Here is a 26,267-nt window from a genome sequence, read left to right as displayed (position 1 = left end):
TTGGGAATCATGCGTTAAGCCCACATGAACGCCCATGCAGCCACCGAAATCGAGCGTCCCGGCACCCATCCCCTTGGTCAATGGATGCGAACCCTGGTCGATTATGTCCGATCGGGCAAACCGGATCTGACCAATCGGCAGATGGCGTTGATGATGACCGTCTATATCGGGTCCGGCCCGCATACGGTGCGCGGCCTGGCCGAAGCGTTGCATGTATCCAAGCCGGTCATCACCCGCGCGCTCAACAAACTTTCGGCGCTCGGTTACCTTCGCCGTGAGCGCGATGCGGCCGATCGCCGTAATATTTTCATCACCCGGACCCCCAAAGGCGCGGAATTCCTTGACGCCTTTCACCATTTCATCGCAGGAACCGCGCGCGATGAACGCCATCAACACCCCAACGCGGAACGGTCCGCCTGAAAGAACCCGGTTCAAGCTGGACGGCCGCTCGGTCGCCCTGGATCGCCGTATCCATGCGGCGCGTGGCGATCTGGCCGATCTGGCGCTGGCCGGGATTCTTTTTTCCGCCCATTATGCCCGCGCGGTCCCCTTCACCTGCGTAGCGCCGGGCGCACCGATCCTGGCCAGCACATCGCCCACGGCCGAAGCGGTGAGCGAATTGCTGCGCGGCGAAACCTTCCACGCGCTTGACGTGACGACCGACTGGGCATGGGGCTTTTGCGGCCATGACGGCTATGTCGGCTATATCCGCCGCGATGCGCTCGACCTGCCGGAAAACCCGACCCACCGGATCGTCGCCAGGACCGCGCCCCTGTTCAGCGCGGCCGACATCAAATCGCCGATCGCCGATTACTGGCCGACCGGCGCGACCTTTGCCGGACAGGCACAGGGCGATTTCATCGCCTGCGCGGAAGGCTATGTCCATGTCCGCCATGTCGAGCCGGTCGACGCGACGCCCGCCGACTGGGTTGCGGTCGCGCAGCGCTATGTCGGCCAGCCCTATGTCTGGGGCGGGCGCGGCCATCGCGGCATCGACTGTTCGGGCCTCGTCCAGGTCGCGCTCGGCCAGGCGGGCATCGCCGCCCCGCGCGACACCGACCTGCAATGCGAAGGCATCGGCGCGCCGATCGACAGCGACGCATCGCTGCGGCGCGGCGACATCATCTTCTTCCCCGGCCATGTCGGCATCATGACCGACGCCAGGACGCTGCTGCACGCCAATGCCCACTGGATGGCGGTGGTCGAAGAGCCGCTGGCCGATATCGTCGCGCGCCTGGCCGACGCCCATGTCCAGCCCATCATCGCACGGCGGAGGATCGGCGCATGACAATAAACATCTTCATCGACGGCGGCCATGGCACCACCGGCATCGAAATTGGCGACCGGCTGGCGGGACGACCCGAACTGTCGCTCATCACCGTGCCGGAAGCCCAGCGGCGGGACGCCGGCGCGCGCCGCGATGCGCTCAACGCCGCCGATATCGTCATCCTCTGCCTGCCCGACGACGCCGCGCGCGAAGCGGTGGCGCTGATCGACAATGACCATACCCGCGTGATCGACGCATCGACCGCGCATCGGGTGGCGGATGGCTGGACCTATGGCTTCCCCGAACTGGAGCCGGGCCATCGGGAGCGGCTGGCGAACAGCCGTTTCGTTGCCAATCCCGGCTGCTGGCCGACCGGCTTCCTCGCCCTCGTCCGTCCGCTGGTGCTGGCCGGGCTGCTGCCCGCCGACTGGCCGGTGACGGTATCGGGCGCCTCAGGCTATTCGGGCGGCGGCAAGGCGATGATCGCCGATTATGAGGGGGCAAGCGGCGCGCCCAGCGCCTTCCTGCCCTATGGCCTGACCCTTGGCCACAAGCATGTGCCGGAAATGACCCGCTATGCGGGCCTTGCCCACCCGCCGCTGTTCGCGCCGGCCGTGGCCAACGCCTATCGCGGCATGATCGTGGAAGTGCCGCTGCAACTGCGCGCCATGCCGGGCGCGCCGTCTGTCGCCGCGATCCATGATGCGCTGGCCGCCGCCTATGCAGGCGCGCCGATCGTCAGCGTCGCGTCGCTCGACGACAGCGCGGCGATGGGCAATGTCCCGCTGGAGCATGTCGGCGCGACCGACCGGCTGGCGCTGTTCGTCTTTGGCAATGAAGAGCGCGGCCAGGCGCGGCTGGTGGCGGCGCTCGACAATCTGGGCAAGGGCGCGGCGGGCGCGGCGGTGCAAAATCTCAACATCCTCGCCGGCCTCCCGGAAACGGCGGGCCTGCGCCTGTAAACGACGTTTCTAGTGGATCGTGCCCAGCGGCTGGTCATGGGTCAGCAGGACGATCAGCCGTTCGATCTGCCGCCAGTGGCAGAAATGGATATGATTGCCCTGGTCCAGGCTGCGGTCCGCCCGCGCCGCCGCTTCATAGCCGGCGTCCGGCCCGAACAGCGCCATCAGTTCAGCCGCATCCTCATAGCTTTTCCGGTTGGAAAGATATGGCACCTGCATTGCAACCCCCCGCTTATTTTTGCGTCCTGGTCTGATCTGCGGTTCAATGTCCGTGCCATTTCAACGCTTTGGCCCTGACGGCTGGCTGCAAGGGTGAACGGGCCGTTAGGCAAGTCCCGGTCTGGAACAATCGTCCCTCACCGGGACGACCGATCCCGAAACGGCGCATGTCCCAAAGCCTCTGGCCTTGGCCGCCGCACCATGGCAAAGCGCGATCCATGACGAATGGCAAGAAAAATCCGACCGGCGCCGGCGCCATCATCGCGCTGCTGATTCTGGTCGGCACCATCGGCGGCGGGCTGCTCGGCCAGCCCAGCATCGGCCTGCTCGCAGGGGCTGCCCTCGGCATCCTGATCGCGATACTGCTCTGGTTGCGCGAACGCGGTCAATAAGCAGGCGACAGGCGCGCCATTCGCCTTGCCCGTCGCTGCGCCGCGATTTAGACGGGATGCCATGAACAAACATGTCATCGTCCTGCCGCTCGTCGCCCTGGCCCTGGCCGGCGGCGCTTTCCTCTATCTGGCGCAGGGCGACACCGCCCGCCTCCCCGCCGGCGCCGACACCGGCAGGGAGCCGGTTTTCACCGCCCCCCGCAGCGAGATGCTGCCCACCATCAACATCGCGAAGGTGAAGCCCTGGGCCGCCAATGCCAAGCCGGTCGCCGCCAGGGGGCTGGCCGTCGCCCGCTTCGCCGATGGCCTCTCCCATCCCCGTTCCCTGCTGCGCCTGCCCAATGGCGATGTGCTGGTGGCCGAAACCAACAGCCCGCCCCGGCCCAAGGATGGCATCGTCAACCGGGTGATGGCCTATCTGATGAACGAAGCGGGGGCCGGCGCTCCGTCGCCCAACCGCATCATCCTGCTGCGCGATGCCGATGGCGACGGCCGGGCGGAAACCAAAGCGACCTTCCTGACCGGCCTCCATTCCCCCTATGGCATGGCGCTGGTCGGCGACACGCTCTATGTCGCCAACACCGACGCGCTGATGGCCTTTCCGTACAAGGAAGGCGACACCAGGATCACCGCCAAGGGCCGCAGGATCATCGCCATCCCTGCCCAGGCGCCCAATTATCATTGGACCAGGAGCCTGGTCGCCAGCCCCGAAGGGCTGCTCTATGTCGGCGTCGGTTCCAACAGCAATATCGGCGAAAACGGGCTGGAGATGGACAAGGGCCGCGCCCTCATCCTGGAAGTCAATCCAAGGACCGGCTACAGGCGCATCTTCGCCTCCGGCCTGCGCAATCCTGTTGGCCTCGCCTTCGAACCCAAAAGCGGCGCGCTCTGGGGCGTTGTCAATGAACGCGACATGCTGGGCAGCGATCTCGTCCCCGATTATCTGACCCGCGTGGAATTCGGCGCCTTCTATGGCTGGCCGTGGAATTACTGGGGCGGTTATGAAGATCGCCGGGTCCAGCCGCAGCGCCCGGAAATCCGCGAATATACCAAGCGGCCCGATTATGCGCTGGGCAACCATGTCGCGCCGCTGGGCCTCGCCTTCGCCGACAAGGTTCAGCTTGGCGCGCCCTATACCGATGGCGCCTTCGTCGGCCTGCACGGCAGTTGGAACCGCAAGCCGGCGGCGGGATATAAAGTCGTCTATGTCGGCTTTGCCGATGGCGAAGCGGGCAAAGCCAAGCCGGTCGATGTGCTGACCGGCTTCCTCGACAAGGACGGCGCGGCACAAGGCCGCCCGGTCGACGTGACCGCCGATGCCAAGGGGGCCTTGCTGGTCAGCGACGATTTAGGCGGCGTGATCTGGCGCGTGACGAAGGCAAAATGACCCAGGCGTCGTGCGCCTGCATGACGGGCGCGCGACGTTTCAAATCCGCAGGCCGTTCCGCCCGGCCAGTTCCACCACATATTGCCAGGCGACCCGGCCCGACCGGCTGCCGCGCTGGGTCGCCCACTGGATCGCTTCCAGCGGATCGAAGCGCAGGCCCAGTTGCGCCGCATAGCCGCGCACGATCGCGACATAGGCGTCCTGGTCGATCGCATGAAAGCCCAGGCTCAATCCGAAACGGTCGGACAGCGCCATCTTGTCGTCGATCACGTCGCGCGGATTGATCGGGTCATCCTGTTCGGTCAGGTGGCGCGGCACGATATGGCGGCGGTTGGAGGTGACATAGAGGCGGACATTGGCCGGCCGCGCCGCCGTCCCGCCCTGCAGCAGCGAGCGCAGCGCGCGCGCGTCGCCCACGCCATTGTCGTCGAACCCCAGATCGTCGAGGAACAGGATGAAGGGGCGGCTGGTCCCGCGCAGCAGCGAAAACAGCCTGGGCAGGCTGGCCAGTTCGTCGATCGCGCATTGCAGCAGGGCGATGTCCTGCCCCTCCGCCTGCAATTTGCCGACCACGCTCGCGACCACCGCCGACTTGCCGGTGCCGCGCGCACCCCATAGCAGCACGTCATGGGCTGCATGGCCGGCGGCATGGCGGCGGCTATTGTCCAGCAATGCGCCCTTCTGCGCATCGATCCCGCTCAACAGCGCATAATCGACCGGCGCGAACGCCTCTACCGCATGGATCGCATGGCCGTCCCAGATATAGGCGGGCGCAGCGCCCAGATCGGCGGAAACGGGCGGCGGCGGGGCCAGACGCTCCAGCGCCTCGGCGATGCGGACAAGAAGGGCGTCGGTCATGCTGCGCGGCTTAATCGCCGAACCGGCGTCCGACAAGTTGGCTTGCTGTCATCGTCCTTACGCATTGGCCTTTTACTCGCCGGAACCGGGGACTATAGCGCGGGGGCCGTGACTATCGCACAATCAGCCTTTTCCACTCGATCCTGCCGCTATGGCGCAGAGGCGCTGCGTGAAGCGGCGCTGCTGATCCGCGCCGGAGAACCCGTCGCCGTTCCCACCGAAACCGTCTATGGCCTGGCTGCCGACGCCACCGACAACAGCGCCGTCGCGGCGATCTACAGCGCCAAGGGGCGGCCCAGCTTCAACCCGCTGATCGTCCATGTCGCCGACCTGGACATGGCGCGGCGGCTCGCCGACTTCTCGCCCATTGCCGACAGGCTGGCCGATCGCTTCTGGCCCGGCCCGTTGACGCTGGTGCTGCCGGTGCGCGCCGACAGCGGCCTGTCGCCGCTGGTGACGGCCGGGCTGCCGACCGTGGCCCTGCGCCTGCCCGCGCATCCCGCGATGCGCGCGCTGATCCGCGAAAGCGGCTGCCCCCTTGCCGCCCCGTCCGCCAACCGCAGCGGATCGATCAGCCCGACCCGCGCCGAACATGTGCTCGCCAGCCTGAATGGCAAGGTGCGCCTGATCCTGGACGAAGGCCCGACCAGCGAGGGGCTGGAATCCACCATCGCCGCGCCGGAGGGCGACCATATCCGCCTGCTGCGCCCCGGCCCGGTGACGGCGGCGATGCTGGAGGACGCGACCGGCCTGCCGGTCGTCAGCGGCAGCGACGGGAAGATCGAGGCCCCCGGCCAGCTCGAAAGCCACTATGCGCCGTCAAAGACGGTACGGCTCAATGCCCTGCGCGCCGAAAAGGACGAATATCTGATCGGCTTCGGCCTGATGCCCTGCCACATCAATCTCAGCCCGGAGGCCGACCTGCGCGAAGCGGCGGCGCACCTGTTCGCCGCGCTCCACATCGCCGACGCCAGCGCCACGCCCCGCATCGCCGTCGCGCCGATCCCGATGGAAGGCATCGGCGCCGCGATCAACGACCGGCTGCGCCGCGCGGCGGCCTGAAACACAAGCGGCGGCTGTGTCGATCCGCCACACCTCGCCCTGATCTACCGGCCTACCCGCAATTGTCGTAACCTGCCTCGCGGCACTGTTCGCGGCGCGCCTTGTCCGCCTTTTTCCGTTCCTTGCCCTCGCGCGCTTCCTGCTTGCGCATCTTGCGACCGTAATTGCGGTCCGCCTCGTCCTGGCTGGTCGTGCTCCAGTCGACCACCTGCGCGCCCGCGCGCACCGGCGCCGTCACGACGCTCGCCACCGTCCGCACGCAACCGGGCAGCGCCAGCAGCATCAGCGGCGCGGCGATCAGCATCTTTGTCCTCATGTTCAGTCCCCCGACCAGATTGTCCGCCGCGTCCCTAGCATAGTCTGTATGAACCGCCGACTAAGGACGCCACGAAACGCGACGGACCGTTGACAGGACTTCAGCCCGCGATCCGCTCGGCAAAGCCCTTGCGCAGCTTGGCCAGCTTGGGCGGGATCACGGCCATGCAATAAGGGTTCCGGTCGCCGACCCGGTCCCAATATTTCTGGTGATAATCCTCGGCCGGATACCAGGGCGCGTCCGGTTCGATCGTGGTCACGATCGGATCGCTCTGGTCCGCCTGCGCCCGTGCGATCCCGGCGCGTGCCTGCGCTTCCTGCTCCGCCGAATGGGGGAAGATGGCGGACCGATACTGGGTGCCGACATCATTGCCCTGCCGATTGAGCGTCGTGGGATTATGCGTCGCAAAGAAAATGTCGAGCAGGTCGGCATAGGCGATCACCGCCGGGTCATAGGTGATGCGGATCGCCTCGGCATGGCCGGTCGTCCCCGAACAGACCTGTTCATAGGTCGGATCGGCCACCTTGCCGCCGATATAGCCGCTCTCCACGCCCTCGACGCCCTTGAGATTCTGGTACACCGCCTCGGTGCACCAGAAGCAGCCACCGGCCAGCGTCGCGATTTCCTGCGCCATCCTGTATTCCTTGTCCGTGTTGACCGCACAGATAGGAAGGATCAGGCGGCGGTTCCAGTCTCCCGTGCCGTCGCTTCGGCCCTGGCCCGCTCCTCGGCGACCAGTTCCTTGCGCGACAGCTTGCCCACCAGCGTCTTGGGCAGGTTCAGCCGCACTTCCACCTCGCACACCCGCTCATGCTTGCCCAGTTGCGGGTTGAGCCAGTCCTTGAGCGTCGCGCCGTCCACGTCGAACCCCTCGTTCAGCGTCACGAACGCCTTGGGCTGCTCGCCGCGATAGCGATCGGGTATGCCGATCACCAGCGCTTCCTTGACCGCGGGATGATGGTAGAGGATGGCTTCGACCTGGCTGGGAAACACCTTGAACCCGCCGACCGCGATCATGTCCTTCAACCGATCGACGATCTTCACATAACCGTCCTCGTCGATGATGCCGACATCGCCGGTGCGGATATAGTCGCCGACGAACACCTGCGCATCGGCATCCGGCCGGTTCCAGTAGCCCTTCATGATCTGCGGCCCGGCGAACAGCAATTCGCCCGGCTCGCCCTCTGGCGGCGGCCGCGTCGGGTCTTCGCGATCGACCAGCCTGACCCGCGTGCCCGGCACCGGCTGGCCCACCGTGCCGCTCTTGTTCAACCCCTCATAGGGGTTGGTGCACACGATCGGGCTGGTTTCGGTCAGGCCATATCCCTCGATCAGCTTCGCGCCGGTCGCCGCCTCGAACTTCTGCTTCACCTCCAGCGGCAGCGGCGCGCCCCCCGAAATGCAGGCGCGCAGCGAAGAAAAATCGATATTGCGGATCGCCGGATGATCGAGCAGCGCCTGGAACATGGTCGGCACGCCCGGCAGCGATGTCGCCTTGACCCGCTGCACCGCCGCCAGCACCTGCGCCGCGTCGAAGCGCGGCAGCATCACCATCTCGCCACCATTCACCACCGTGCGGTTGAGCGTGCAGGTATTGGCGAACACATGAAAGAAGGGCAGCACCGCGATGATCCGGTCGGCTTCATGCTGGTGCGGGTCGATCGCCTGCGCCTGCCGCGCATTGGCGGTCAGATTCTGGTGGGTCAGCATCGCGCCCTTGGGCGTGCCGGTGGTGCCGCCGGTATATTGCAGCAGAGCCACGTCGTTGACCGGATCGACCTCCGCCACCGCGCAATCGCCCCGGTTCGCCAGGAAGCGATCATAGCGAATGACGCGCGGGTCGTCGGGCAGAGCCGTGCATTCGCTCGCCTTGAACCAGCGGAACAGCAGCGACTTGACCGGGGACAGCACTTCGGCGACCGATCCCACGATCAGCGTTTCGAGCGAACTATGGTCCAGCACCTCCAGCGCGGTCGGCAGCAGCGCCTTGGCCGACAGGGTGAAGAGTATCCTGGTCCCGCTATCCTCGACCTGATGCTCCAGTTCGGCGGCGGTATAGAGGGGGGAGAAGTTGACGACGATCGCGCCGGCGGTCAGCGCGCCATAATAGGCCGCGACATAATGGGGGGTGTTGGGCAGATAGAGGCCGACCCGGTCGCCCTTCTTCACGCCCATCGCCTGCAACCCGCAGGCGATCCGGCGGATCTGGTCGAACATCTCGCCATAGCTGAATTTGCGCCCCATGAAGTCGATCATATGGGCATCGGGATGGGCGGTGGCACTGTCCGCGACCATCTGGCCCATCGACAGCGGGGGGAAGCTCTGGTCCCATTTTGTGGGGTGACGATAGCGTTCCGTCAGGATTTTTTCTATGCTCTCCATGGCCAAAGTCTATGGCCATCCCGCACTTTACGCAAGCGTCAAGCATAGCAAAAAGGGCCGCGCCGTAAGCCCGGCGCGGCCCCGAATGAAGTGACGGCACAGCGGCCTGAACCCAGGCCGCCGATGACGCTACGGCATCACGCCTCGTCCTTGCTCCGGCTGAACGGATCGAGGATCGCGGCCGAACCGGCGATGAAGGCGGACTCGCCCTTGAGCGCCTCTTCGGCGCGGCGCGCGGCATCGTCACGCTCGCGACGCAACTCGTTGATCAACGCTTCGCGATCGCCATCCAGGCGCGAATCGGTCGGCGCCTCGATGCCCGCCTTCTTCGCCGCCTTCGTCACCAGCCCGTCCAGTTCGCGCTGCGAACACAGGCCCAGCGTCACCGGGTCTTTGGGCGTGATGTTGCTGATGTTCCAGTGGCTGCGGTCGCGGATCGCGGCGATGGTGGTGCGGGTGGTGCCGATCAGCTTGCCGATCGCGCCGTCCGAAATTTCGGGATGGTTGCGCAGGATCCAGGCGATGCCGTCCGGCTTGTCCTGCCGCTTGCTGACCGGGGTGTAGCGCGGCCCCTTGGTGCGGCGGACCGGCTCCGGGCCTTTCAGCATTTTCAGCTTATAGTCGGGGTTGGCCTCGCCCTTGTGGATTTCGTCCATGGTGATTTCATGGGCGCGCACCGGATCGCGGCCGGTATATTTGATGCTAGCGGTATCGTCGGCGATCGCCTGCACTTCCAGGATATGAAGCCCGCAAAATTCGGCGATCTGGTCAAAGCTCAGAGCGCTGTTGTCGACCAGCCAACTGGCGGTCGCGTGGGGCATGAGAGGCTGGGACACGATGGTCTTCTCCGGCGTAAAAACGATAAGGGCCGCCCAAGCAGGGCGGCCACGACGGATCAGAGATAGAACATCCCGCCCCTTCGGGCAAGGGAAAGCGTCAGGCCGCGCTCTCCACCCGGTCCGGGTCGATCGCGTGCAGCCCGGACAGGAATTCCTGCGCACTGCGTTCCCAACTGAAGCTGCGGCCATAAGCGGCGCAGGCATCCCGGTCGCAGCGCAGCGCCTGCGCGATCGCCGCGCCCAGATCCTCCGACAGCGCGCCCGTTTCCGGCGTCACGATGTCGACCGGCCCCGTCACCGGATAGGCCGCGACCGGCGTGCCGCAGGCCAGCGCCTCGATCATCACCAGCCCGAACGTGTCGGTGCGGCTGGGAAAGACGAACAGGTCCGCCCCGGCATAGGCGCCCGCCAGGTCACGCCCGAACAGCGACCCCAGGAAGCGCGCCTGCGGCCAGGCCCGCTCCAGCGCCGCGCGCGCCGGCCCGTCGCCGACGACGACCTTCGTGCCGGGCTGGTCGGTCGCCAGGAACGCCTCCAGATTCTTCTCGACCGCGACGCGCCCGACATAAAGCTGGATCGGGCGCGGCAGGTCGGCGAAGATCGCGGGCGGCGGCGCATCGGGGGTGAAGGCGCTCAGGTCCACGCCCCGGCCCCAGGGCCGCACCTTGGGCAGGCCATGGGCGCGCAACTGCTCGCGCACCGACCGGGTCGACACCAGCACCGCCTGCGCCGGGCCGTGGAACCAGCGGATATAGCGCCAGAACCAGGCGGCGGGCAGGCCGGTGCGCTGCGCCACATAATCGGGGAAATGGGTGTGATAGGCGGTGGTGAAGGGCACCCGCCCGCGCAGGCACCAGCGCCGCGCCGCCAGGCACAGCGGCCCTTCGGTCGCCAGATGCACCGCATCGGGCCGGAACGCCGCGATCGCCTGCCCCACCACGGCCGGACGCACCAGCGCCAGCCGGATTTCGGGATAGGTCGGGCAGGGAATGGAACCGTAGAGATCGGGCGAGATCACCGCGACCACATGCCCCATCTTCTCCAGTTCGGCGCGGATCGTCTGCAACGTCCGCACCACCCCGTTGACCTGCGGGCTCCAGGCATCGGTGACGATCGCTATACGCATGGCCTTATGCTCCGACAGCAGCCTGGTCCTGCAAGGGCGGGAACAGGCCGCACCACTCACTCAAGCCGCCATCCGCGCCTGCATGGCCCGCTCGTCCCGTTCGCGCGCGGCGATCTCGTCGGCCCAGTGCAGCACTTCCATCCGCCCGTCGCCATGTTCGACCAGCGCGGTGCAGCCTTCCACCCAGTCGCCGTCATTATAATATTCGATGCCGGCAATCTCGCGCATCTCGGCATTGTGGATATGGCCGCACACCACGCCGTCCACGCCCCGCGCGCCGGCTTCATGCGCCACCACTTCCTCGAAGCGGGAAATGAAGGACACCGCATTCTTGACCTTGTGCTTGGCCATCTTGGAAAGCGACCAGTATGGCAGCCCCATGCGCTGCCGCACCGCATTGACGACGACATTCAGCCGCATCAGCGTGGTGTAGGCCGCGTCGCCGACGAAGGCGAGCCAGCGATGCGCCAGCATGATCGTGTCGAACTCGTCGCCATGCAGCACCAGCAGCTTGCGCCCGTCGGCGGTCGTGTGAATCGCCTTGCGCCGGATTTCGACCCCGCCAAAGCTCATGCCGGTGAACTGCCGGAACATCTCGTCATGATTGCCGGGGATATAGACGACCCGCGTGCCGCGCTTGGCGCGTTTCATCAGCCGCCAAACCACGTCATTATGGCTGGCCGGCCAGTAGAAGCGCTTCTTCAGCCGCCAGCCGTCGATGATGTCGCCGACCAGATAGATGGTGTCGCTGTCGACATTATCCAGAAAGTCGATCAGCATCGCCGCATTGCAGCCACGCGTGCCCAGATGAATGTCCGAAATCCAGATGCTGCGATAGCGGCGCCGCTGCCCTTCCCGCTCAGGGATGTGGAAACGGTCGTCCGCGCCCTCGTCCAGCTCGCCCGGAAAGGGCAGGCGCGTAATGGCGTTCATGCTGCGATCCCCAAAGATCCATGTCTTTCGGGACCGAATCCTTAAGCGCGCAATGTTACAGTTCCGAAGAGAATATGACGGAAATGCTACGGTTTCCGTAGGTTTTACTCAGCACTCGGCCCCGTCATGCCAGCGAAAGCTGGCATCCCACTTCTTCTTGTTCTCGACGCGACAAGGCAATGAGATCCCAGCTTTCGCTGGGATGAAGAGGCGTAGAGTTAACGATCATGTCGCGAAAAATACTGCTTCACAAACCGGCATACAACAAAAGTTGCTGCTGCAATTGCGAGCGTTGGTACAAAAACGGGTATACTGCGCCACCACCAGTTCTCGGTGCCGGGTGCTGGATCGCCCATGAATCGCCCCAAATCGAAAAAAAGCGCCAAGCATCCTACAACCGCAGCGGTCAAACAGCCGCTTCGGTTTTTTGAACCCAGTCCGTCATAGCCATCGCCCATCCGCGTTTCCCAGATCACCCAGAAGCACCCTCAAACCACCAGCACGATCTTCCCGAAATGCGCGCCGGCATCCATCCGCGCATGGGCCTTGGCCGCGTCCGCCAGCGCGAACTTCTGATCCATCGCCGGGCGCAATTTCCCCTCGCCCACGAACGACCAGACCGTCCGCATCAATTCATCCGCGACCAGGCTCTTGAACCCCACCGACCGCGCCCGCAGCGTCGATCCGGTAAGGGTCAACCGTCGCTGCATGATTGCGGGAATGAAGATTTCAGCCTTCGCGCCGCCCAGCACCGCGATCGACACATGCCGGCCATCCTCGGCCAGGCATTGGAGGTTGCGCGGCACATAATCGCCGCCGACCATGTCCAGCACCGCCTGAACGCCCTGACCGCCGGTGATCGCCTTCACCGCCTCGACATAATCCTGGGTGCGATAATTGATCGCATGGTCCGCGCCCCATGCCTTGGCCTGTTCGCATTTCTCGTCCGACCCGCAGGTGACGATCACGGTCACGCCGAACAGGTTGCACAGACGGATCGCCATCGTGCCGATGCCGCTGGTGCCGCCATGGACCAGCACCGTGTCGCCTTCCACCGCATAGGCGCGCTCGAACAAGTTGGTCCACACGGTGAACAGGGTTTCGGGCAGCGCCGCCGCTTCGGCCAGGTCATAATCGTCCGGCACCGGCAGGCACTGGCCCGCGGGCGCCACCGCATATTGTGCATAGCCCCCGCCGGCCAGCAGCGCGCACACCTTCTGCCCGATCAGCGCGTCCGCGCCGCTCCCGGCCGCAACGATGGTGCCGGCCACTTCCAGCCCCGGTATGTCCGAAGCACCGGGCGGCGGCGGATATTTGCCCTGCCGTTGCAGCATGTCGGGCCGGTTGACCCCGGCGGCGGCGACGCGGATCAGCACCTCGTCCGCGCCCGGCACCGGCACCGGCCGCCGCTGCGGCACCAAAGCCTCCGGCCCGCCCGGCACGGGAATGGCGATCGCCGTCATCTCGCCCGGCACTGTTTCGCCCGGCACTGCGCTCATATCCGCCATCCTGCTGCCCCCAGCCATTAACCATATTGCACCGCACCCAAAATCGACGGACGGAGCCAGCGCCCTTATTGACAGAGTGGCCAACAGGGTCAACATTGGCGTCATGGACTTGGAAGACGATCTGCCACGCAAGGGAGATGATCCACTGGCCCGCCTGCTCCAACAGGATCTGGGTCCGCTCTCCGTGGCCGACCTGCAAAGCCGCATCACCGCGCTGGAGGCGGAAATCATGCGGACCAGGTTGAAAATGGAAAGCGCCGTTAACCATAAGGCAAGTGCCGAGGCGCTATTCAGGCGATGAACCCGCGCCCTGCCCCCTGCGCCGTGATCGGCTCCACCGGGCTTGGGCAGTCAGGCAATTCCGCAGGTCGGGGCCATGGCCTTGATCCGGCGTCGAGCAATGCCGACATATGGTTCGATACCGCCCCTCTTTGGGGCCAGGAGTAGAACAGACATGCCATCTTTCGCACCCGCTCTTGAAACCACCCTGCACAATGCGCTGACCCATGCGTCGGAACGCAAGCATGAATATGCGACGCTGGAGCATCTTCTGCTGGCGCTGATCGATGACGAACATGCGTCAAAGGTCATGCAGGCGTGCGGCGTGGAACTGGGCGAGCTGGGCGACGCCGTCACCCATTATCTCGACACCGAACTCGACAGTCTGAAGGTCGAAGGGGCCAGCGACCCCTCCCCCACCAGCGGTTTCCAGCGCGTGGTCCAGCGCGCCATCCTCCACGTCCAGTCGTCCGGCAAGGATGAAGTGACGGGCGCCAACGTGCTCGTCGCGCTCTTTTCCGAACGCGAATCCTATGCCGTCTATTTCCTGCAACAGCAGGACATGAGCCGTCTCGATGCCGTGAGCTTCATCAGCCATGGCGTCGGCAAGGGTACGCCCGCGCCTGAGCGTCAGGAGACGAAGGGTGCCGCCGAGGAGGAAAAGAAGGTGCAGGACGGCAAAGGCAAGAAGGACAGCGCCCTCGAACAGTTCACCGTCAACCTCAATGAAAAGGCAGGCCGTGGGAAGGTCGATCCGCTGATCGGGCGCATGGCGGAGGTGGATCGCACGATCCAGATCCTGTGCCGCCGGTCGAAGAACAACCCGCTCTATGTCGGCGATCCGGGCGTCGGCAAGACCGCCATCGCCGAAGGTCTGGCGCGCAAGATCGTCGAGGGCGAAGTGCCCGACGTGCTCAAGGAAGCGGTCATCTACTCGCTCGACATGGGCGCGCTGCTGGCCGGCACCCGCTATCGCGGCGATTTCGAGGAGCGGTTGAAGGCGGTCGTCACCGAATTGGAGAAGATGCCGCACGCGGTCCTCTTCATCGATGAAATCCATACCGTCATCGGCGCCGGCGCGACCAGCGGCGGCGCGATGGATGCGTCCAACCTGTTGAAGCCCGCTCTGTCGGGCGGCACCATCCGCTGCATCGGGTCGACCACCTACAAGGAATTTCGCAACCATTTCGAAAAGGACCGCGCGCTGCTGCGCCGGTTCCAGAAGATCGACGTGAACGAACCCACGATCGAGGATACGATCAAGATCCTCACCGGCCTGCGGACTGCGTTCGAGGAGCATCACCACGTCAAATATACCCCCGACGCGATCAAGGCGGCGGTGGAACTGTCGGCGCGCTACATCAACGACCGCAAGCTGCCCGACAAGGCGATCGACGTGATCGATGAGGTCGGCGCGATGCAGATGCTCGTCGTGCCGTCGAAGCGCAAAAAGACGATCACCCCCAAGGAGATCGAGCAGGTCATCGCGACCATGGCCCGCATCCCGCCCAAGACCGTCTCGTCCGACGACAAGAGCGTGCTGGAAAGCCTCACCACCGACCTCAAGCGCGTCGTGTTCGGCCAGGACAAGGCGATCGAGGTGCTGTCCAGCGCGATCAAGCTGTCGCGCGCGGGCCTGCGCGATCCCGACAAGCCGATCGGCAACTATCTCTTTTCCGGCCCTACCGGCGTCGGCAAGACCGAGGTGGCGCGTCAGCTGGCAACCTTGCTCGGTATCCCGCTCCAGCGCTTCGACATGTCGGAATATATGGAACGCCACTCGGTCAGCCGCCTGATCGGCGCGCCTCCGGGCTATGTCGGCTATGATCAGGGTGGCCTCTTGACCGATGCCGTCGACCAGCAACCGCACAGCGTCCTGCTGCTCGACGAAATCGAAAAGGCGCACCCGGACCTGTTCAACATCCTGCTCCAGGTGATGGATAATGGCCGCCTGACCGACCATCACGGCAAGACCGTCGATTTCCGCAACACCATCCTCATCATGACCACCAACGCCGGTGCGTCGGACATGGCGAAGGAAAGCATCGGTTTCGGCGAGTTTACGCGCGAGGATGTGCAGGAGGACGCGGTGAAGAAACTCTTCACCCCAGAATTCCGCAACCGTCTTGATGCAATTGTCCCGTTCGACTATCTGCCCACGGAAGTGGTTGCGCGCGTCATCGACAAATTCATCTTGCAGCTTGAACTACAACTGGCCGATCGTGACGTTCACATCACGCTGGATGATGAATCGAAAGAATGGCTGACGACAAAGGGCTATGACAAACTCTACGGTGCGCGCCCTATGGGTCGCCTGATACAGGAAAAGATCAAGCAGCCTCTGGCTGAGGAACTTCTGTTCGGGAAGCTTGTTCACGGCGGTGAAGTCCATGTTCGGATCAAGGATGCAGCATTGACCTTTGAGATCACCCCTGCGGCCCCGAAAAAGGGCCGGAAAGGTACGACTAAGGCTTCCATCAAGGCAAAATAGCAATTTGGTCGGGAGGCGCGACGCAACATCGCCTCCCGTATTTTTTTCGTCTCACCGCCTGTTATGCTTTTGGGCCGTCAGCCAAGACCGTCGCGGCGAACGTGAAGGCATTTTTCATAGGAGACAGGCAATTTTTAGCAAGTGGCTTACAGGGGATACCAACGCAGAAGCTTTTTCTCATACCGACATTGTCGAAGGATTGTTCGCCGGACTACTTGGCCGTCCGGTCGACGACAGCGGGCTTGCGACCTACGCCGGGGCTCTGCGGGCGGGTATGCCGCTCAGCCGCGTGATCGAAATGCTCGTGCAGTCCAACGAGTTCAAAAATCTGTATAAATATAATGCGGCATCCCGCACGGCATTGCCGCAGATCGTTCTGCCCGATCTCACGGCATTATATCCGGACAAATTTACCCGGATGGCTTCGGGCGATACCATATTTCACGCATCGTTGGACGCCGATTTTGCGTTAATGGAAGATTTGATCTTCCAGCATCGCTATTATGAAAGCTTTGGCGTCTGGCATCCCAAGGTGGATCTTGACAAGCGGGTCATCGCTGCGCTGGTAGAGGGGCTGGGTGCACGCAACTGCATCGAATTGGGCTGCTTCAGTGGCCCGGTCCTTGGCCTGATGCATGACCGCGGCATCGCTGTCACTGGCGTTGATGTCAGCCACCTCGCCTTCCTGCTTGCGGACGCCAAGATTCATGCCCGAATGCGTTTTGGCGACCTGCTCGATCTGGACTTTCCAGAAACGTTCGATGTCTTTCTGGGCATGGATATTTTAGAGCATCTCAATCCGTTGAAGCTGGATGCCTATATCGCGAAGATTGCGAAACTGGTCGCGCCGGAAGGCTTTGCCTACATCAACTCGCCCATGTTCGGTCCCGACTCGACTTTCGGCACGGTATTTCAAGCCTATCTCCCGGAATGGAGAGCGGCGGGGGATACAGAATATTGGCGCGAAATGCACTGCGACCCCAAGGGCTGGCCAATGCACGGCCATCTGGTCTGGGCCAGTCCAACCTGGTGGGAGGCTCTGTTCGCACGCCATGGCCTCGTTCGCGACACGTTAATTGAAACGGCGATCCACGACAATCTGAAAGGCTTTTTCGACGAAAAGGCACCGGCTCGGCGCAGCTTGTTCGTCCTGCGCCATGCCGACGCAAAACCCGACACCGCGGCCATCAACACCCGTCTTGGCGCCCTGCTGGCACCTTTGATGACGGCGGAAGGCATAACATCCCAGTGACCTGAAATCAGGTGCGCGCCTTAACATCAGCGACGGGGTGATGCGCAATGGTCGCCCTGTTTCAAGCTCGACAATCCTTCTCCCGCTGGCGGGAAAAGGATATGAAGTCTTGTCGGCTCTGCCGGTCAGGCGCAGTGGGATGAGGGCGAGGGCCTATGGCCGATATATCAGTCGACGAGCCTAACGCCGAATCCATCCTCCTGCTCCACGGCTTCGGCGGCCACCCGCTCCAGACTGCCCTGCTTGCCCGCCGCCTGCGCGCATCCGGCTATGCTGTCGCCAATATCGGCTATCCCAGTTGGCGCTGGCCGATCGACCGGGTGCTGGACCATCTTCACCAGCGCATTACCGCCACGCCCGCCAGCGCCGCCCCGCGCCTCCATTGCGTCGGTCATTCGATGGGCGGCCTCCTGCTCCGCGCCTATATCGCGCGCCATCGCCCCCATAATCTCGGTCGCGTGGTCATGCTCGGCACCCCCAATGGCGGCAGCGAGCTGGCCGATCTCTGCTATCGCCTGCGCCTCCACCCGCTCATCCTGAACCATGCCGGCGCCCTGCTGCGCACCCGGCGCGATCCCGTCATGGAGGCGTTGTTCGGAACGGTCGACTATCCCCTTGGCATCATCGCCGGCGACCGCCCGATGATCGGCGCGCTACCCAACCGCCTCTTCGGCGCGCCCAATGACGGCAAGGTCAGTGTCGCCGCCACCCATGTCGCGGGGCAGGCCGATCACCTCACCCTGCCCGTCACCCATACCGCCATGATCTACCGCCGCGCCGTCGCGGATCAGATCGTTCATTTCCTGCGTCATGGCCGTTTCGATCGCACTGGCCTGGCAGAAGCGCATGGAAAAGAGGCTGGCGCCTGACCGCGCTTCGCGTCACCCTCCAGCCACCCGATACAGGAGAGCGCCATGTCCCAAACCCTCACCCTCTACACCAACCCCATGTCGCGCGGGCAGATCGCCCGCTGGATGCTGGAGGAGGTCGGCGCGCCCTATGAAACCGTGCTGCTCGACTATGGCACCACGATGAAAGCCCCCGACTATCTCGCCATCAACCCGATGGGCAAGGTGCCCGCGATCGTCCATGACGGCCGCGTCGTCACCGAATGCGCCGCCATCTGCGCCTATCTCGCCGATGCCTTCCCCGCCGCCAATCTCGCCCCGCCCCCGGCAGACTGCCATGCCTATTATCGCTGGCTCTTCTTCGCCGCCGGCCCGGTCGAATCCGCCGTCACCAACAGGGCGCTGGGCTTCGTCCTGCCCGAAGGGCGGGATCGCACCGCCGGCTATGGCACGTTCGACGCCACGATGGATGCACTGGAAAGCGCAATCGCGACCGGCCCCTGGATCTGCGGCGACCAATTCACCGCCGCCGATGTCTATGTCGGCGCGCAGATCGACTGGGGCCTGACCTTCCAGTCCATCCCCTCGCGCCCCGCCTTCGAACGCTATGCCGCCCGCCTGCGGACACGCCCGGCCTATCAGCGGCAAAAGGCGACAGACAGCGCCCTCATCGCCGCAATGCAGAAACAGGGCTGATCACGCCGCAGCAACCGGCTGCCCATAAACGAAAGGCCCGGCGGATCGCTCCGCCGGGCCTTTCCTTATCCATCAATCCGCACCGATCAGCGGCGATCGCCGAACAGGCGCAACAGGAACATGAACATGTTGATGAAGTCGAGATAGAGGTTCAGCGCCCCCATCACCACCGACTTGCCCATCATGTCCGTGCCCGCGACATGGGCGTAGATGCCCTTGATCTTCTGCGTGTCATAGGCGGTCAGGCCCGCGAACAGCAGCACCCCGACGCCGCTGATGACCAGGCTCATCGCGCTCGACTTCATGAAGATATTGATCAGGCTCGCCACCAGCAGGCCGACCACACCCATGATCAGGAAGGTGCCGAAGCCCGACAGATCCTTCTTGGTGGTATAGCCCCACAGGCTCAGCCCCGCGAACGCCGCCGCCGTCGCGAAGAAGGTCTGCGCGATCGACGTGCCGGTATAGGCCAGGAAAATGTAGGACAGCGACACGCCCATCACCGCAGCATAGGCCCAGAACAGGCCCTGCGCCGCCACCGTGGACAGCCGGTTGATGCCAAAGCTCAGCACCATCACGAACAGCAGCGGCGCGAACATCACGACATATTTCAGGATGCCGGGACCGTAGAACACCGCCTCGGCCATGCCGCTCGTCGCGAACAGCATCGCGACCACGCCGGTCAACAGCACGCCGCTCGCCATATAATTATAGACCGACAGCATATAGCGGCGCAGCCCGGCGTCGAACGCCTCGCCGCGCGCAGCGGTGGCGGTGCCAAAGCCCGCAATGTCGGAACGGGGGTCGGACCAGTTGGCCATGAAAATCATCTCCTTCACCGGCATAGCGCGCCGGCTCCCTTATTATCGGCGCAACCGCCCCCAACTTCAAGCCAAACCCGCGCCATGACCCGTTCGTCATGCACTGGCAGGGATCGATGCGGTGCCGAAAGTTCGCCTATAATGCTTCTCATGCGGGATGGACCGAAGAATCCAGATAACGAGTAACGCATGATCGCCATATGTAACGACGGGACAGGCTCCGCAGGATCAACAGGGGCCGTACCAGAAAATGCCTTGCTGAATTTCCGAATAGCAGCTTGAAGGCATCGGCAGGTCTGACTTGCTGTTGGGAACTGCATAGCCGTAACCGCCATCGAAATACGGCTTCATAATGATCTCGACGCCCCAAGGATGAACCGTAACCGCCTCCGGTTTCAGCCCCGTTATCGACGGCGGCCACCTGTTCATGGGGACATGGACCCATTGGTTTGACAGTCGCGCTGGATGCTGCATCATCAACGACCGGGCTTCGCCTGCCATTGCGCGCAGCGTAACGGGATCAGATATCGGGGCGGTGCAGCCACTAAGCAATGCGATAGCGAGTGGCATCGCGACCCGCGCAATAAGGCTCTTGGGTGGACCCATCGCTGATGTAAAGCACATGGCCCGCGCGACCGCTATCCCGCAGACATCAAACAGCCCGATATGCCAACACATGGTTGCCGGCAGTCACCACTCGCGCAAAACCACCCGCGCAAAACCCGAAAATCGCCCTATATACCCCTCATGCACCGCCTGTTCGTCGCCATCCGCCCGCCCGCTGATCAGCGCGCGCATCTTCTCTCGCTGATGGCCGGGGTCGATGCCGCCCGCTGGCAGGATGATGCGCAGCTTCACCTGACCCTGCGCTTCATTGGCGAAATCGATCGCCACGCCGCCAATGATGTGGCGGACGCACTGGCAGGCATCCGCTTCACCCCTTTCGACATTCGCCTGTCGGGGGTGGGCAGTTTCGATCGCAGGGGCGTGGTCGACACGCTCTGGGCCGGGGTCCAGCCGCGCGACGGCCTGGCCGCGCTCCACAGGAAGATCGACCGCGCCTGCGTCTCGACCGGCCTGCCGCCCGAAGCCCGCGCCTACCTGCCCCACATCACGCTCGCGCGCTTCGGCCGCGCCGGGGGCTTTATCGCCCCCTTCCTCGCCCGCCACGCCGCGCTCGCCGGACCGCTCTTCTCCGTCGACGGCTTCACCTTGTATGAAAGCCGCATCGGCCATGGCGGCGCGGCCTATCATCCGGTCGCGCGCTATCGCGCCGATGGCGGGTCAGGCTGACGCCAGCACCCGCCAGACCCGCTCCCGCGCAGGCGGGAACCTGGTCAACCGTGGCTGCCAGGGTCGCCCTCCTGATCGACGAAAACCGCGCCTGTTACAGCGCGGCGATCGTCACCCCGCCGCCAGCACGCCGCAAGCGATCCGCCCGCCCGCATTGCCCGCCGGGTCGGTCATATTGTCGTCCGCCTGCGCATGAACCACGATTGCCGCGCCATCGGTGTCCAGCAACGGCGTCGCGCCTTCGCGGATCATGCTGCCCGGCACATGATATTCGATCGCGCCGCTGCCGTCCGGCCCCACCGTCATGTTGGGCATGTCGCCCATATGCGGACCGGCGGGATTGGCGGTGCCATGCTTGTGCCCGGTCGGGTTCCAGTGGCCACCCGCGCTGGCGAAGTCCGGTCCCGCACACTGGCCGGTCGTGTGGATATGCACGGCATGGATGCCGGGGGTCAGCCCCTGCGCCTTGACCAGCACATGCAGCCCATCGCTCGCCTGCGTCACCGTCGCCATGCCGCGCGCCGCGCCGTCGCCCGCCGCCAGCTTGGCCGACGCGGTCGGCGCAGGCGCGGTATCGGCGGATGTGGTGGCGCAGGCCGACGCCATCAGCACGATCGGCAAGGCCGCAACAAGGGTCAGAATTTTCATGACAAACTCCCAAGGGGACAGGATATGGACGCGAACGCGGCAGACGCCTGTTTGTTGCCGATCCGCATCGATTTGTCATCCGCCAGATGCGGCAACATGGCCACCCCGCTGCATCGACCATGCCATGGCACCCCGACAAAGCCGCAGCGCCCGCTTCCCGGAATACACCGCCGGCCAATGCCCCTCCGCGCGGACACCGCCCGCCAGGGGCACTGCCCCGAACGGCACGCCCCATAGAAAAAGGGGCCGATCCTGCGACCGGCCCCTCTATTCTGTTTCCGTCCCGAAGGATGGAAAACCGGCTTACATGCCCGAACCCGGACCGTAGCTGATTTCCACGCGACGGTTCTGGACTTCGCGAACGCCATCCGCGGTTTCGACGCGCGGCTTCGATTCACCGAAGGCCTGGGTGGTGATCACGCCGTCCGGGATACCCTTCGAAGCGAGATAGGCCTTGACCCCATCAGCGCGGCGCTGCGACAGGCCGACGTTGTAGGACGCCGAACCCGACTTGTCCGCGTGACCGGCCAGCAGAACCTGGGCGCTGCCGCAGCTGCTGTAGGCCGAAACCGCGTTGTCCAGGATGGTGGCGGCGTCAGGCGTGATGTCCGACTTGTCCCATTCGAAGAACACGATGTACGGCCCAGGGTTGCACTCGGCGACCGGCGGAGGCGGCGGCGGGGGCGGCGGGGGCGGCGGCGGGGGCGGCGGAGGCGGCGGAGGCGGCGGTGCAGCCGGCTCGCCGAAGTTGTAGGTCAGGCCAAGCAGGACGCTGTGCGTGCGCAGCTTGGTGTCCACATTCGCGCCCGGAGGAGCATAAGCGCCGCCGAAACCAGTGACCAGCTTGATGTCGTCCTGGTTGAAGAAGCGATACTTCAACGAAACGTCGACATTGTTGGTGACCGGGTAACGAACGCCAGCGATCGCCTGCCAGGCGAAGCCGGTGTCGCTGTCATTGACCTGGTCGTTGGCCAGCTTGCCACGCGACACGCCGACACCGCCGCCGACGAAGCCCTGCAGGCCGTCATCGGGACCGAAATCGAGCAGGCCGTTCAGCATGAACGACAGGGCCGAGGCCGAACCACCATAGCCGGTCTTGTCCAGGTCGATCTTGGCGCGCTTGTAGGCCGCTTCGGCTTCCAGACGGAAACCACCGAAGTCATAGCCGATATTGGCGTCGAAATCATAACCCTTGTGATAGTCCACGGAGGGCGAAGGATTACGCGCAGGAGTGAAGGTGATGTTCTGGTCTTCAACCAGCAGAACACCGGCGTCGACGCCAACATACCAGCTGTCGTCACGCGCCAAGGCCGGACTGGCCAGGGCGCTGGTCGCAAGAGCAGCCGCGAGGGCAAGCTTCCGCATTTGGATTCCCCTTTCAAAAGTGTCACGAAGGACTGCTGAAACCCTGTATCCGCAAGAAGGTTTCATAGCAAGTCCACAATTAGTGAAACCGTTGCAAAAATAACGCACTAACCCGGCTTGCACAGGCTCCGCAGGCTAATGACGCAGAAATCCTAGACTATCGACGCGCGCCTGCAACAAGAAAAACATAATAGTGCAATATTAGCTCCCGATCAGCCCATGGGCGCGCAGTGCCGTTAAAATGGCGGCCATGGTGGCGCGCCCTTCCACGTCAATCACCGTGCCCCCGGACGGGTCCGCAATCGCCGCCTGTCGCGTCGTTACCAGGCGATTCCCGTCCAGGTACAGGCCGTCGCCCCGGATCGCCGCGTCACGCCACTCCGCGCCGTCATGAAAAAGCGCATGGCCACGGTCGGCCACATCCACCCGCATGCCCGCCCGCGGCGTCAGGAAACGCCACCCGCCCGCGCTCCAGCAGGCGATCGCCCCCGCCTGCCCGGCCCATGCCCCGCTCGCGCCTGCCGCCACGATCCAGCATTGCCCCGCCACCGGCGCGCCGGGCGGCGTGGCGCTGTCGGCGCTCTCCACCCGCCCGTGCAACAGCGCGTCGATCACCGTCAGCGCCTCATTGTGAAAAATTTCCTTCTGCGCCTGCCCGGCAAACAGCAGCGGCAGCGCCCAGCGCGGGGTCATGTCCATGCGTCTCGTCCCTTTCCAGATATCAGATGTTCAGGCTGATGCGCGCGACCCGCCCCTGCGCCAGCGTGCCGATCTGCGCCACCTCGACGCTCAGCACCGCCCCCGCCGTCCCGTCGGCGGCGATCATGGCGGTGTCATAGTTCCATGCCGGCGCGACCGTCTCCACGCTGCGCACCGGCACCTCGCCGTCCAGCAGCGTCAGCCGGTATCGCTCGCTTTCCTCGCCCAGCGGCACGTCGCCGCCATTATGCCATCCCCATCCCGCCCGACTGCGCCGCACCCACCGAATCGCCCAGCCGCCGCCGTCCGCCGCCCGCGCGGTCAGGTGCACCGGCGCCGGCGGGATCAGCGCCTCGCCACTGACCGTCAGCGTCGCCTCGACCGGCATACCGTCGCCCAGCCCGATCGCCGCGACCCGCAACGGCGCGCCGACCGCGCCGCTCATCCCCGCCGCACTGAGCGGCTCGACCAGCCTGTCCTCCTCGATCAACAGGAACGGCTCGCCCGCCGCATGCCCGTCCATCGCCCATTCGGTGCCGCGCAGCCCCCGGCGCAGCCCGCTCAGCCGCCACCCCGCCGGGCCGATCCGCTCGGCTGCCTCGAACTGGAGCAGTTCGCGCCCGACCAGGCACAGGTTGCGCCCCTGCGCCAGCGCCGCCGCATCCGCCCCGCCCAGGTCCATGTCCTCCGCCAGCAGCGTGACCGGCAACACCGCGTAGCGATCCACCAGCATCGCGCTCCCGGCCGGCAGGGCCGCGTCCGCCACACCAATCACCGCCCGTCCCGCGCTCCGCCCGACCGGCCGCGCCTCGCCGCTCTCGCTCATCACGAACAGCGCCGCGCTGCGCCAGCCCGCCCCGCCACTCGCCGCCGCCACCAGCAGCGGCGCGTCCGCCGCCCCGTCGCGCAGCGGCGGCAGGTCGGCCAGCATCAGCGTCGTCGCCCCATGCGGCGCATCCACCTGCCGCACGATCGCGCCCGAAGACGCCCCGGCAGGCAGCGCGCCGCCCGCCCCCGGCACCCGCCGCAGCGCCAGTCGCACCGCCATCGATTCCCATTCGCGTTCCTCGATCCGCCACAGCCCCGGCGCCCCCTCGACGCCGACGACCATGCCCGGCGCCAGCGTCAGCGCCGCCCAGTCGCAGCGCAGCGCCATCGTCGCCCGCCCGGTCCAGCCCGCGCCCAGCCGCGCCGCCGCCAGCGCGCGCGCATCGTCGGGGCTCATCACGACGGGCAGTTCCATGCCCTGCTCCTGCCGCCCCGGTCCCGGCCGCACCACGCGCTGCACCCCGGCCTGATAATCGCGCGCGGCATCATAATGGCGCAGGCTCAGCGCCACCGGCACGCCATCGGCCGCCCCGCCCGCCCGCTCGACCGGATCGATCGCCTGCCCGTTGACCCGCCGCGCCAGCAGGGCAGCGCCCACCACGCCCTCCCCCGTGCCAACGCCCAGCAGCGACAGCCCCGCCTCGCCCGACGCCAGCGCCAGCCCATGCGCCTCGACCAGCGGCTCGATCGCCGCGCCCACGCTCGCCCCGCTCGCGGCAAAGCCGTCCACGCTCGCAAGGCCCTCGCCGCCCAGCGCCCCCGCGCTCAACGCCCCCGCCACCGCGCCGATCGCCACTGCCCCGTCATCCCCTTCGACCTCGAAGGTCAGCGACGGGATGCGATTGCCATAATCGGCCAGCGCCAGATCCTCGAACACCACATAGGCCAGCCCGCGATGCGCCGGGGTCAGCGCGATCCCTTGCGCCGACGCGATCAGCGGATCGACCGCCTGGTCCGCCCCGCCGCCATGCACGCGAAAGCCCGACAATTCGGTCTTGAAATCCCCCGCCGCCCCGCGCAGCAGATTGCCGTCGGCCCAGATGCGCCCGATGGACCGGATCGCCCGCGCCGACAGCGCCACCGCGAAACTGGCCGAATAGCTGTAGGTCGTGACGCTCGGCCGCCCCTTGCCGCCGCCGCTCTTGCTCCGCACCTCTTTCAGGTCGCTCGCCCAGATCACCGTGCCGGCCACCCGCATCGTCCCGAAAATCTTCGGCACCTGCGTCCCGTACCGCGATGTCTGCACCTGCAAGTCCGCCAGCCGCGATCCCTCGCGCTCCTTGGGCTTGAACAATATCTGATTGTCGATGACATTGCCGATCACCGCCCCGATCGCCGCGCCGATCGGCCCGCCCAGCACGGTCCCCACCGCCGTCAGCACCACCGTCGCCATCGCTTTCTCCCTAAATGAAGCGTGCTCCCCCAAACGCGGCGCACAACTATATCAAGCCCCACCAGCCGATCACCGGCCAGGGCGATTCCCCCGGCGTCTCGACCACCCGCCCGATCCCCGCATGGGCGTGGATGAACCCCGCCCCGGTCCCGATCATCAAATGCAGTTGCAACGGCCCCGGCCGCACCAGCGCCAGGTCGCCCGCCCCGCCGTCCGCCACCGGCCGCAGCCCCGCGTCCCGCAACCACCCCTGCGCCCGCGCCACGTCCCCGCTGCGCAAGCCATAGGCGCCCGGCGCCGCCCGCCCCAGCGCCAGCGCCGCCAGACCGACACAATCCAGCCCGGCCGCGCTGCGTCCATGCAAGCGGAACGGCACGCCCAGCAGGGCGCGCGCCCGCGCCAC

General features: G+C 65.4%; 29 protein-coding genes. 12 read left to right on the top strand and 17 right to left on the bottom strand.

The window, feature by feature from the left end; translation table 11 throughout:
- The first annotated feature begins 24 nt into the window (after positions 1 to 24).
- From Q4610_RS07900 to argC, 3 genes are read left to right on the top strand one after another with little or no spacing between them, the layout of a single operon-like run.
- A complete protein-coding gene (locus Q4610_RS07900; protein ID WP_304535431.1) occupies positions 25 to 420 on the top strand; it encodes a MarR family winged helix-turn-helix transcriptional regulator in 396 nt (131 codons plus the stop codon).
- Positions 380 to 1,288 carry a C40 family peptidase gene (locus Q4610_RS07895; RefSeq protein WP_304535430.1) on the top strand — a complete coding sequence of 303 codons (909 nt, stop codon included), beginning with the start codon at positions 380 to 382 and terminating at the stop codon, positions 1,286 to 1,288. The genes Q4610_RS07900 and Q4610_RS07895 overlap by 41 nt, the downstream gene beginning before the upstream one ends.
- A complete protein-coding gene (gene argC, locus Q4610_RS07890; RefSeq protein WP_304535429.1) occupies positions 1,285 to 2,229 on the top strand; it encodes an N-acetyl-gamma-glutamyl-phosphate reductase in 945 nt (314 codons plus the stop codon). Before Q4610_RS07895 ends, argC begins: the two co-directional genes overlap by 4 nt.
- A gap of 9 nt (positions 2,230 to 2,238) precedes the next feature.
- Here argC and Q4610_RS07885 read toward each other — a convergent pair whose 3' ends face one another.
- On the bottom strand, positions 2,239 to 2,448 hold the full coding sequence (locus tag Q4610_RS07885) for a hypothetical protein (protein ID WP_304535428.1): 210 nt from the start codon (positions 2,446 to 2,448) through the stop codon (positions 2,239 to 2,241).
- Between the two features lie 218 nt (positions 2,449 to 2,666).
- Between Q4610_RS07885 and Q4610_RS07880 the strand changes: the two genes are divergently transcribed.
- Entirely contained in the window at positions 2,667 to 2,840 is a 174-nt protein-coding gene (locus tag Q4610_RS07880; RefSeq protein ID WP_304535427.1) for a hypothetical protein, read from the top strand.
- A gap of 61 nt (positions 2,841 to 2,901) precedes the next feature.
- Positions 2,902 to 4,227, top strand: a complete 1,326-nt coding sequence (locus Q4610_RS07875; RefSeq protein WP_304535426.1) for a PQQ-dependent sugar dehydrogenase — start codon at positions 2,902 to 2,904, stop codon at positions 4,225 to 4,227.
- 39 nt (positions 4,228 to 4,266) lie between these two features.
- On the opposite strand, the gene Q4610_RS07870 is transcribed toward Q4610_RS07875, so the two are convergent.
- Positions 4,267 to 5,085 (bottom strand): ATP-binding protein, encoded by an 819-nt coding sequence (locus tag Q4610_RS07870; RefSeq protein WP_304535425.1) that lies wholly within the window; start codon positions 5,083 to 5,085, stop codon positions 4,267 to 4,269.
- A 108-nt stretch (positions 5,086 to 5,193) separates the two neighbouring features.
- On the opposite strand from Q4610_RS07870, the gene Q4610_RS07865 reads away from it, so the two are divergent.
- A complete protein-coding gene (locus Q4610_RS07865; protein WP_304535424.1) occupies positions 5,194 to 6,147 on the top strand; it encodes an L-threonylcarbamoyladenylate synthase in 954 nt (317 codons plus the stop codon).
- Between the two features lie 52 nt (positions 6,148 to 6,199).
- Here Q4610_RS07865 and Q4610_RS07860 read toward each other — a convergent pair whose 3' ends face one another.
- The 8 genes from Q4610_RS07860 to Q4610_RS07825 all read right to left on the bottom strand — a co-directional run bounded on the left by Q4610_RS07860 (position 6,200) and on the right by Q4610_RS07825 (position 13,251).
- Complete coding sequence (locus tag Q4610_RS07860) at positions 6,200 to 6,463, bottom strand: hypothetical protein (protein ID WP_304535423.1); 264 nt, start codon at positions 6,461 to 6,463, stop codon at positions 6,200 to 6,202.
- A 100-nt stretch (positions 6,464 to 6,563) separates the two neighbouring features.
- The gene (gene msrA, locus Q4610_RS07855) at positions 6,564 to 7,097 is read right to left on the bottom strand and encodes a peptide-methionine (S)-S-oxide reductase MsrA (protein WP_304535422.1); all 534 of its coding nucleotides are present in this window, start codon (positions 7,095 to 7,097) and stop codon (positions 6,564 to 6,566) included.
- Between the two features lie 41 nt (positions 7,098 to 7,138).
- Entirely contained in the window at positions 7,139 to 8,845 is a 1,707-nt protein-coding gene (locus Q4610_RS07850) for a long-chain-fatty-acid--CoA ligase (RefSeq protein ID WP_304535421.1), read from the bottom strand.
- Positions 8,846 to 8,982: 137 nt separating this feature from the next.
- On the bottom strand, positions 8,983 to 9,666 hold the full coding sequence (locus Q4610_RS07845; protein ID WP_304535579.1) for a DUF1013 domain-containing protein: 684 nt from the start codon (positions 9,664 to 9,666) through the stop codon (positions 8,983 to 8,985).
- 115 nt (positions 9,667 to 9,781) lie between these two features.
- Positions 9,782 to 10,810 (bottom strand): glycosyltransferase family 4 protein, encoded by a 1,029-nt coding sequence (locus Q4610_RS07840; RefSeq protein ID WP_304535420.1) that lies wholly within the window; start codon positions 10,808 to 10,810, stop codon positions 9,782 to 9,784.
- Positions 10,811 to 10,870: 60 nt separating this feature from the next.
- Positions 10,871 to 11,743 (bottom strand): UDP-2,3-diacylglucosamine diphosphatase, encoded by an 873-nt coding sequence (locus Q4610_RS07835; RefSeq protein WP_304535419.1) that lies wholly within the window; start codon positions 11,741 to 11,743, stop codon positions 10,871 to 10,873.
- 218 nt (positions 11,744 to 11,961) lie between these two features.
- Positions 11,962 to 12,201 carry a hypothetical protein gene (locus tag Q4610_RS07830; protein ID WP_304535418.1) on the bottom strand — a complete coding sequence of 80 codons (240 nt, stop codon included), beginning with the start codon at positions 12,199 to 12,201 and terminating at the stop codon, positions 11,962 to 11,964.
- A 30-nt stretch (positions 12,202 to 12,231) separates the two neighbouring features.
- Entirely contained in the window at positions 12,232 to 13,251 is a 1,020-nt protein-coding gene (locus Q4610_RS07825; protein WP_304535417.1) for an NAD(P)H-quinone oxidoreductase, read from the bottom strand.
- A gap of 103 nt (positions 13,252 to 13,354) precedes the next feature.
- Between Q4610_RS07825 and Q4610_RS07820 the strand changes: the two genes are divergently transcribed.
- The 5 genes from Q4610_RS07820 (at position 13,355) to Q4610_RS07800 (ending at position 18,817) form a co-directional block, all read left to right on the top strand.
- Positions 13,355 to 13,552 carry a DUF1192 domain-containing protein gene (locus tag Q4610_RS07820; RefSeq protein ID WP_304535578.1) on the top strand — a complete coding sequence of 66 codons (198 nt, stop codon included), beginning with the start codon at positions 13,355 to 13,357 and terminating at the stop codon, positions 13,550 to 13,552.
- Between the two features lie 153 nt (positions 13,553 to 13,705).
- On the top strand, positions 13,706 to 16,021 hold the full coding sequence (gene clpA / locus Q4610_RS07815) for an ATP-dependent Clp protease ATP-binding subunit ClpA (protein ID WP_304535416.1): 2,316 nt from the start codon (positions 13,706 to 13,708) through the stop codon (positions 16,019 to 16,021).
- A gap of 4 nt (positions 16,022 to 16,025) precedes the next feature.
- On the top strand, positions 16,026 to 17,273 hold the full coding sequence (locus Q4610_RS07810; protein ID WP_304535415.1) for a class I SAM-dependent methyltransferase: 1,248 nt from the start codon (positions 16,026 to 16,028) through the stop codon (positions 17,271 to 17,273).
- A 155-nt stretch (positions 17,274 to 17,428) separates the two neighbouring features.
- Positions 17,429 to 18,142 (top strand): esterase/lipase family protein, encoded by a 714-nt coding sequence (locus tag Q4610_RS07805; RefSeq protein ID WP_304535414.1) that lies wholly within the window; start codon positions 17,429 to 17,431, stop codon positions 18,140 to 18,142.
- A gap of 45 nt (positions 18,143 to 18,187) precedes the next feature.
- Positions 18,188 to 18,817, top strand: coding sequence for a glutathione S-transferase family protein (locus tag Q4610_RS07800; protein WP_304535413.1), 630 nt, complete (start codon positions 18,188 to 18,190; stop codon positions 18,815 to 18,817).
- An 86-nt stretch (positions 18,818 to 18,903) separates the two neighbouring features.
- Here Q4610_RS07800 and Q4610_RS07795 read toward each other — a convergent pair whose 3' ends face one another.
- The gene (locus Q4610_RS07795; RefSeq protein ID WP_304535412.1) at positions 18,904 to 19,638 is read right to left on the bottom strand and encodes a Bax inhibitor-1/YccA family protein; all 735 of its coding nucleotides are present in this window, start codon (positions 19,636 to 19,638) and stop codon (positions 18,904 to 18,906) included.
- 228 nt (positions 19,639 to 19,866) lie between these two features.
- Positions 19,867 to 20,067, bottom strand: coding sequence for a hypothetical protein (locus Q4610_RS07790; RefSeq protein WP_304535411.1), 201 nt, complete (start codon positions 20,065 to 20,067; stop codon positions 19,867 to 19,869).
- A gap of 318 nt (positions 20,068 to 20,385) precedes the next feature.
- Here Q4610_RS07790 and thpR point away from each other — a divergent pair, with 318 nt between their 5' ends.
- Positions 20,386 to 20,931, top strand: coding sequence for an RNA 2',3'-cyclic phosphodiesterase (thpR, locus tag Q4610_RS07785; protein ID WP_304535410.1), 546 nt, complete (start codon positions 20,386 to 20,388; stop codon positions 20,929 to 20,931).
- A 111-nt stretch (positions 20,932 to 21,042) separates the two neighbouring features.
- On the opposite strand, the gene Q4610_RS07780 is transcribed toward thpR, so the two are convergent.
- From Q4610_RS07780 to Q4610_RS07760, 5 genes are all read right to left on the bottom strand, one after another.
- Positions 21,043 to 21,579, bottom strand: a complete 537-nt coding sequence (locus Q4610_RS07780) for a superoxide dismutase family protein (RefSeq protein ID WP_304535409.1) — start codon at positions 21,577 to 21,579, stop codon at positions 21,043 to 21,045.
- A 303-nt stretch (positions 21,580 to 21,882) separates the two neighbouring features.
- Positions 21,883 to 22,944, bottom strand: coding sequence for an OmpA family protein (locus Q4610_RS07775; RefSeq protein WP_304535408.1), 1,062 nt, complete (start codon positions 22,942 to 22,944; stop codon positions 21,883 to 21,885).
- A 201-nt stretch (positions 22,945 to 23,145) separates the two neighbouring features.
- Complete coding sequence (locus tag Q4610_RS07770; RefSeq protein WP_304535407.1) at positions 23,146 to 23,643, bottom strand: DUF2793 domain-containing protein; 498 nt, start codon at positions 23,641 to 23,643, stop codon at positions 23,146 to 23,148.
- Between the two features lie 22 nt (positions 23,644 to 23,665).
- Positions 23,666 to 25,864 (bottom strand): phage tail protein, encoded by a 2,199-nt coding sequence (locus Q4610_RS07765; RefSeq protein ID WP_304535406.1) that lies wholly within the window; start codon positions 25,862 to 25,864, stop codon positions 23,666 to 23,668.
- Positions 25,865 to 25,910: 46 nt separating this feature from the next.
- Entirely contained in the window at positions 25,911 to 26,267 is a 357-nt protein-coding gene (locus tag Q4610_RS07760) for a peptidoglycan endopeptidase (RefSeq protein ID WP_304535405.1), read from the bottom strand.

Source organism: Sphingobium cyanobacteriorum, from assembly GCF_030580935.1.
Lineage (GTDB): Bacteria > Pseudomonadota > Alphaproteobacteria > Sphingomonadales > Sphingomonadaceae > Sphingobium > Sphingobium cyanobacteriorum.
This window is presented reverse-complemented; position numbering and strand designations above follow the sequence as displayed.

What these genes read in the sequence shown, in the direction of transcription:
- Q4610_RS07900 (WP_304535431.1), top strand. Translation starts at nt 25, where the DNA reads ATGAACGCCCATGCAGCCACCGAAATCGAGCGTCCCGGCACCCATCCC.
- Q4610_RS07895 (WP_304535430.1), top strand. Translation starts at nt 380, where the DNA reads ATGAACGCCATCAACACCCCAACGCGGAACGGTCCGCCTGAAAGAACC.
- argC (WP_304535429.1), top strand. Translation starts at nt 1,285, where the DNA reads ATGACAATAAACATCTTCATCGACGGCGGCCATGGCACCACCGGCATC.
- Q4610_RS07885 (WP_304535428.1), bottom strand. Translation starts at nt 2,448, where the DNA reads ATGCAGGTGCCATATCTTTCCAACCGGAAAAGCTATGAGGATGCGGCT.
- Q4610_RS07880 (WP_304535427.1), top strand. Translation starts at nt 2,667, where the DNA reads ATGACGAATGGCAAGAAAAATCCGACCGGCGCCGGCGCCATCATCGCG.
- Q4610_RS07875 (WP_304535426.1), top strand. Translation starts at nt 2,902, where the DNA reads ATGAACAAACATGTCATCGTCCTGCCGCTCGTCGCCCTGGCCCTGGCC.
- Q4610_RS07870 (WP_304535425.1), bottom strand. Translation starts at nt 5,085, where the DNA reads ATGACCGACGCCCTTCTTGTCCGCATCGCCGAGGCGCTGGAGCGTCTG.
- Q4610_RS07860 (WP_304535423.1), bottom strand. Translation starts at nt 6,463, where the DNA reads ATGAGGACAAAGATGCTGATCGCCGCGCCGCTGATGCTGCTGGCGCTG.
- msrA (WP_304535422.1), bottom strand. Translation starts at nt 7,097, where the DNA reads ATGGCGCAGGAAATCGCGACGCTGGCCGGTGGCTGCTTCTGGTGCACC.
- Q4610_RS07850 (WP_304535421.1), bottom strand. Translation starts at nt 8,845, where the DNA reads ATGGAGAGCATAGAAAAAATCCTGACGGAACGCTATCGTCACCCCACA.
- Q4610_RS07845 (WP_304535579.1), bottom strand. Translation starts at nt 9,666, where the DNA reads ATGCCCCACGCGACCGCCAGTTGGCTGGTCGACAACAGCGCTCTGAGC.
- Q4610_RS07840 (WP_304535420.1), bottom strand. Translation starts at nt 10,810, where the DNA reads ATGCGTATAGCGATCGTCACCGATGCCTGGAGCCCGCAGGTCAACGGG.
- Q4610_RS07835 (WP_304535419.1), bottom strand. Translation starts at nt 11,743, where the DNA reads ATGAACGCCATTACGCGCCTGCCCTTTCCGGGCGAGCTGGACGAGGGC.
- Q4610_RS07830 (WP_304535418.1), bottom strand. Translation starts at nt 12,201, where the DNA reads ATGGGCGATGGCTATGACGGACTGGGTTCAAAAAACCGAAGCGGCTGT.
- Q4610_RS07825 (WP_304535417.1), bottom strand. Translation starts at nt 13,251, where the DNA reads ATGGCGGATATGAGCGCAGTGCCGGGCGAAACAGTGCCGGGCGAGATG.
- Q4610_RS07820 (WP_304535578.1), top strand. Translation starts at nt 13,355, where the DNA reads ATGGACTTGGAAGACGATCTGCCACGCAAGGGAGATGATCCACTGGCC.
- clpA (WP_304535416.1), top strand. Translation starts at nt 13,706, where the DNA reads ATGCCATCTTTCGCACCCGCTCTTGAAACCACCCTGCACAATGCGCTG.
- Q4610_RS07805 (WP_304535414.1), top strand. Translation starts at nt 17,429, where the DNA reads ATGGCCGATATATCAGTCGACGAGCCTAACGCCGAATCCATCCTCCTG.
- Q4610_RS07800 (WP_304535413.1), top strand. Translation starts at nt 18,188, where the DNA reads ATGTCCCAAACCCTCACCCTCTACACCAACCCCATGTCGCGCGGGCAG.
- Q4610_RS07795 (WP_304535412.1), bottom strand. Translation starts at nt 19,638, where the DNA reads ATGGCCAACTGGTCCGACCCCCGTTCCGACATTGCGGGCTTTGGCACC.
- Q4610_RS07790 (WP_304535411.1), bottom strand. Translation starts at nt 20,067, where the DNA reads ATGAACAGGTGGCCGCCGTCGATAACGGGGCTGAAACCGGAGGCGGTT.
- thpR (WP_304535410.1), top strand. Translation starts at nt 20,386, where the DNA reads ATGCACCGCCTGTTCGTCGCCATCCGCCCGCCCGCTGATCAGCGCGCG.
- Q4610_RS07780 (WP_304535409.1), bottom strand. Translation starts at nt 21,579, where the DNA reads ATGAAAATTCTGACCCTTGTTGCGGCCTTGCCGATCGTGCTGATGGCG.
- Q4610_RS07775 (WP_304535408.1), bottom strand. Translation starts at nt 22,944, where the DNA reads ATGCGGAAGCTTGCCCTCGCGGCTGCTCTTGCGACCAGCGCCCTGGCC.
- Q4610_RS07770 (WP_304535407.1), bottom strand. Translation starts at nt 23,643, where the DNA reads ATGGACATGACCCCGCGCTGGGCGCTGCCGCTGCTGTTTGCCGGGCAG.
- Q4610_RS07765 (WP_304535406.1), bottom strand. Translation starts at nt 25,864, where the DNA reads ATGGCGACGGTGGTGCTGACGGCGGTGGGGACCGTGCTGGGCGGGCCG.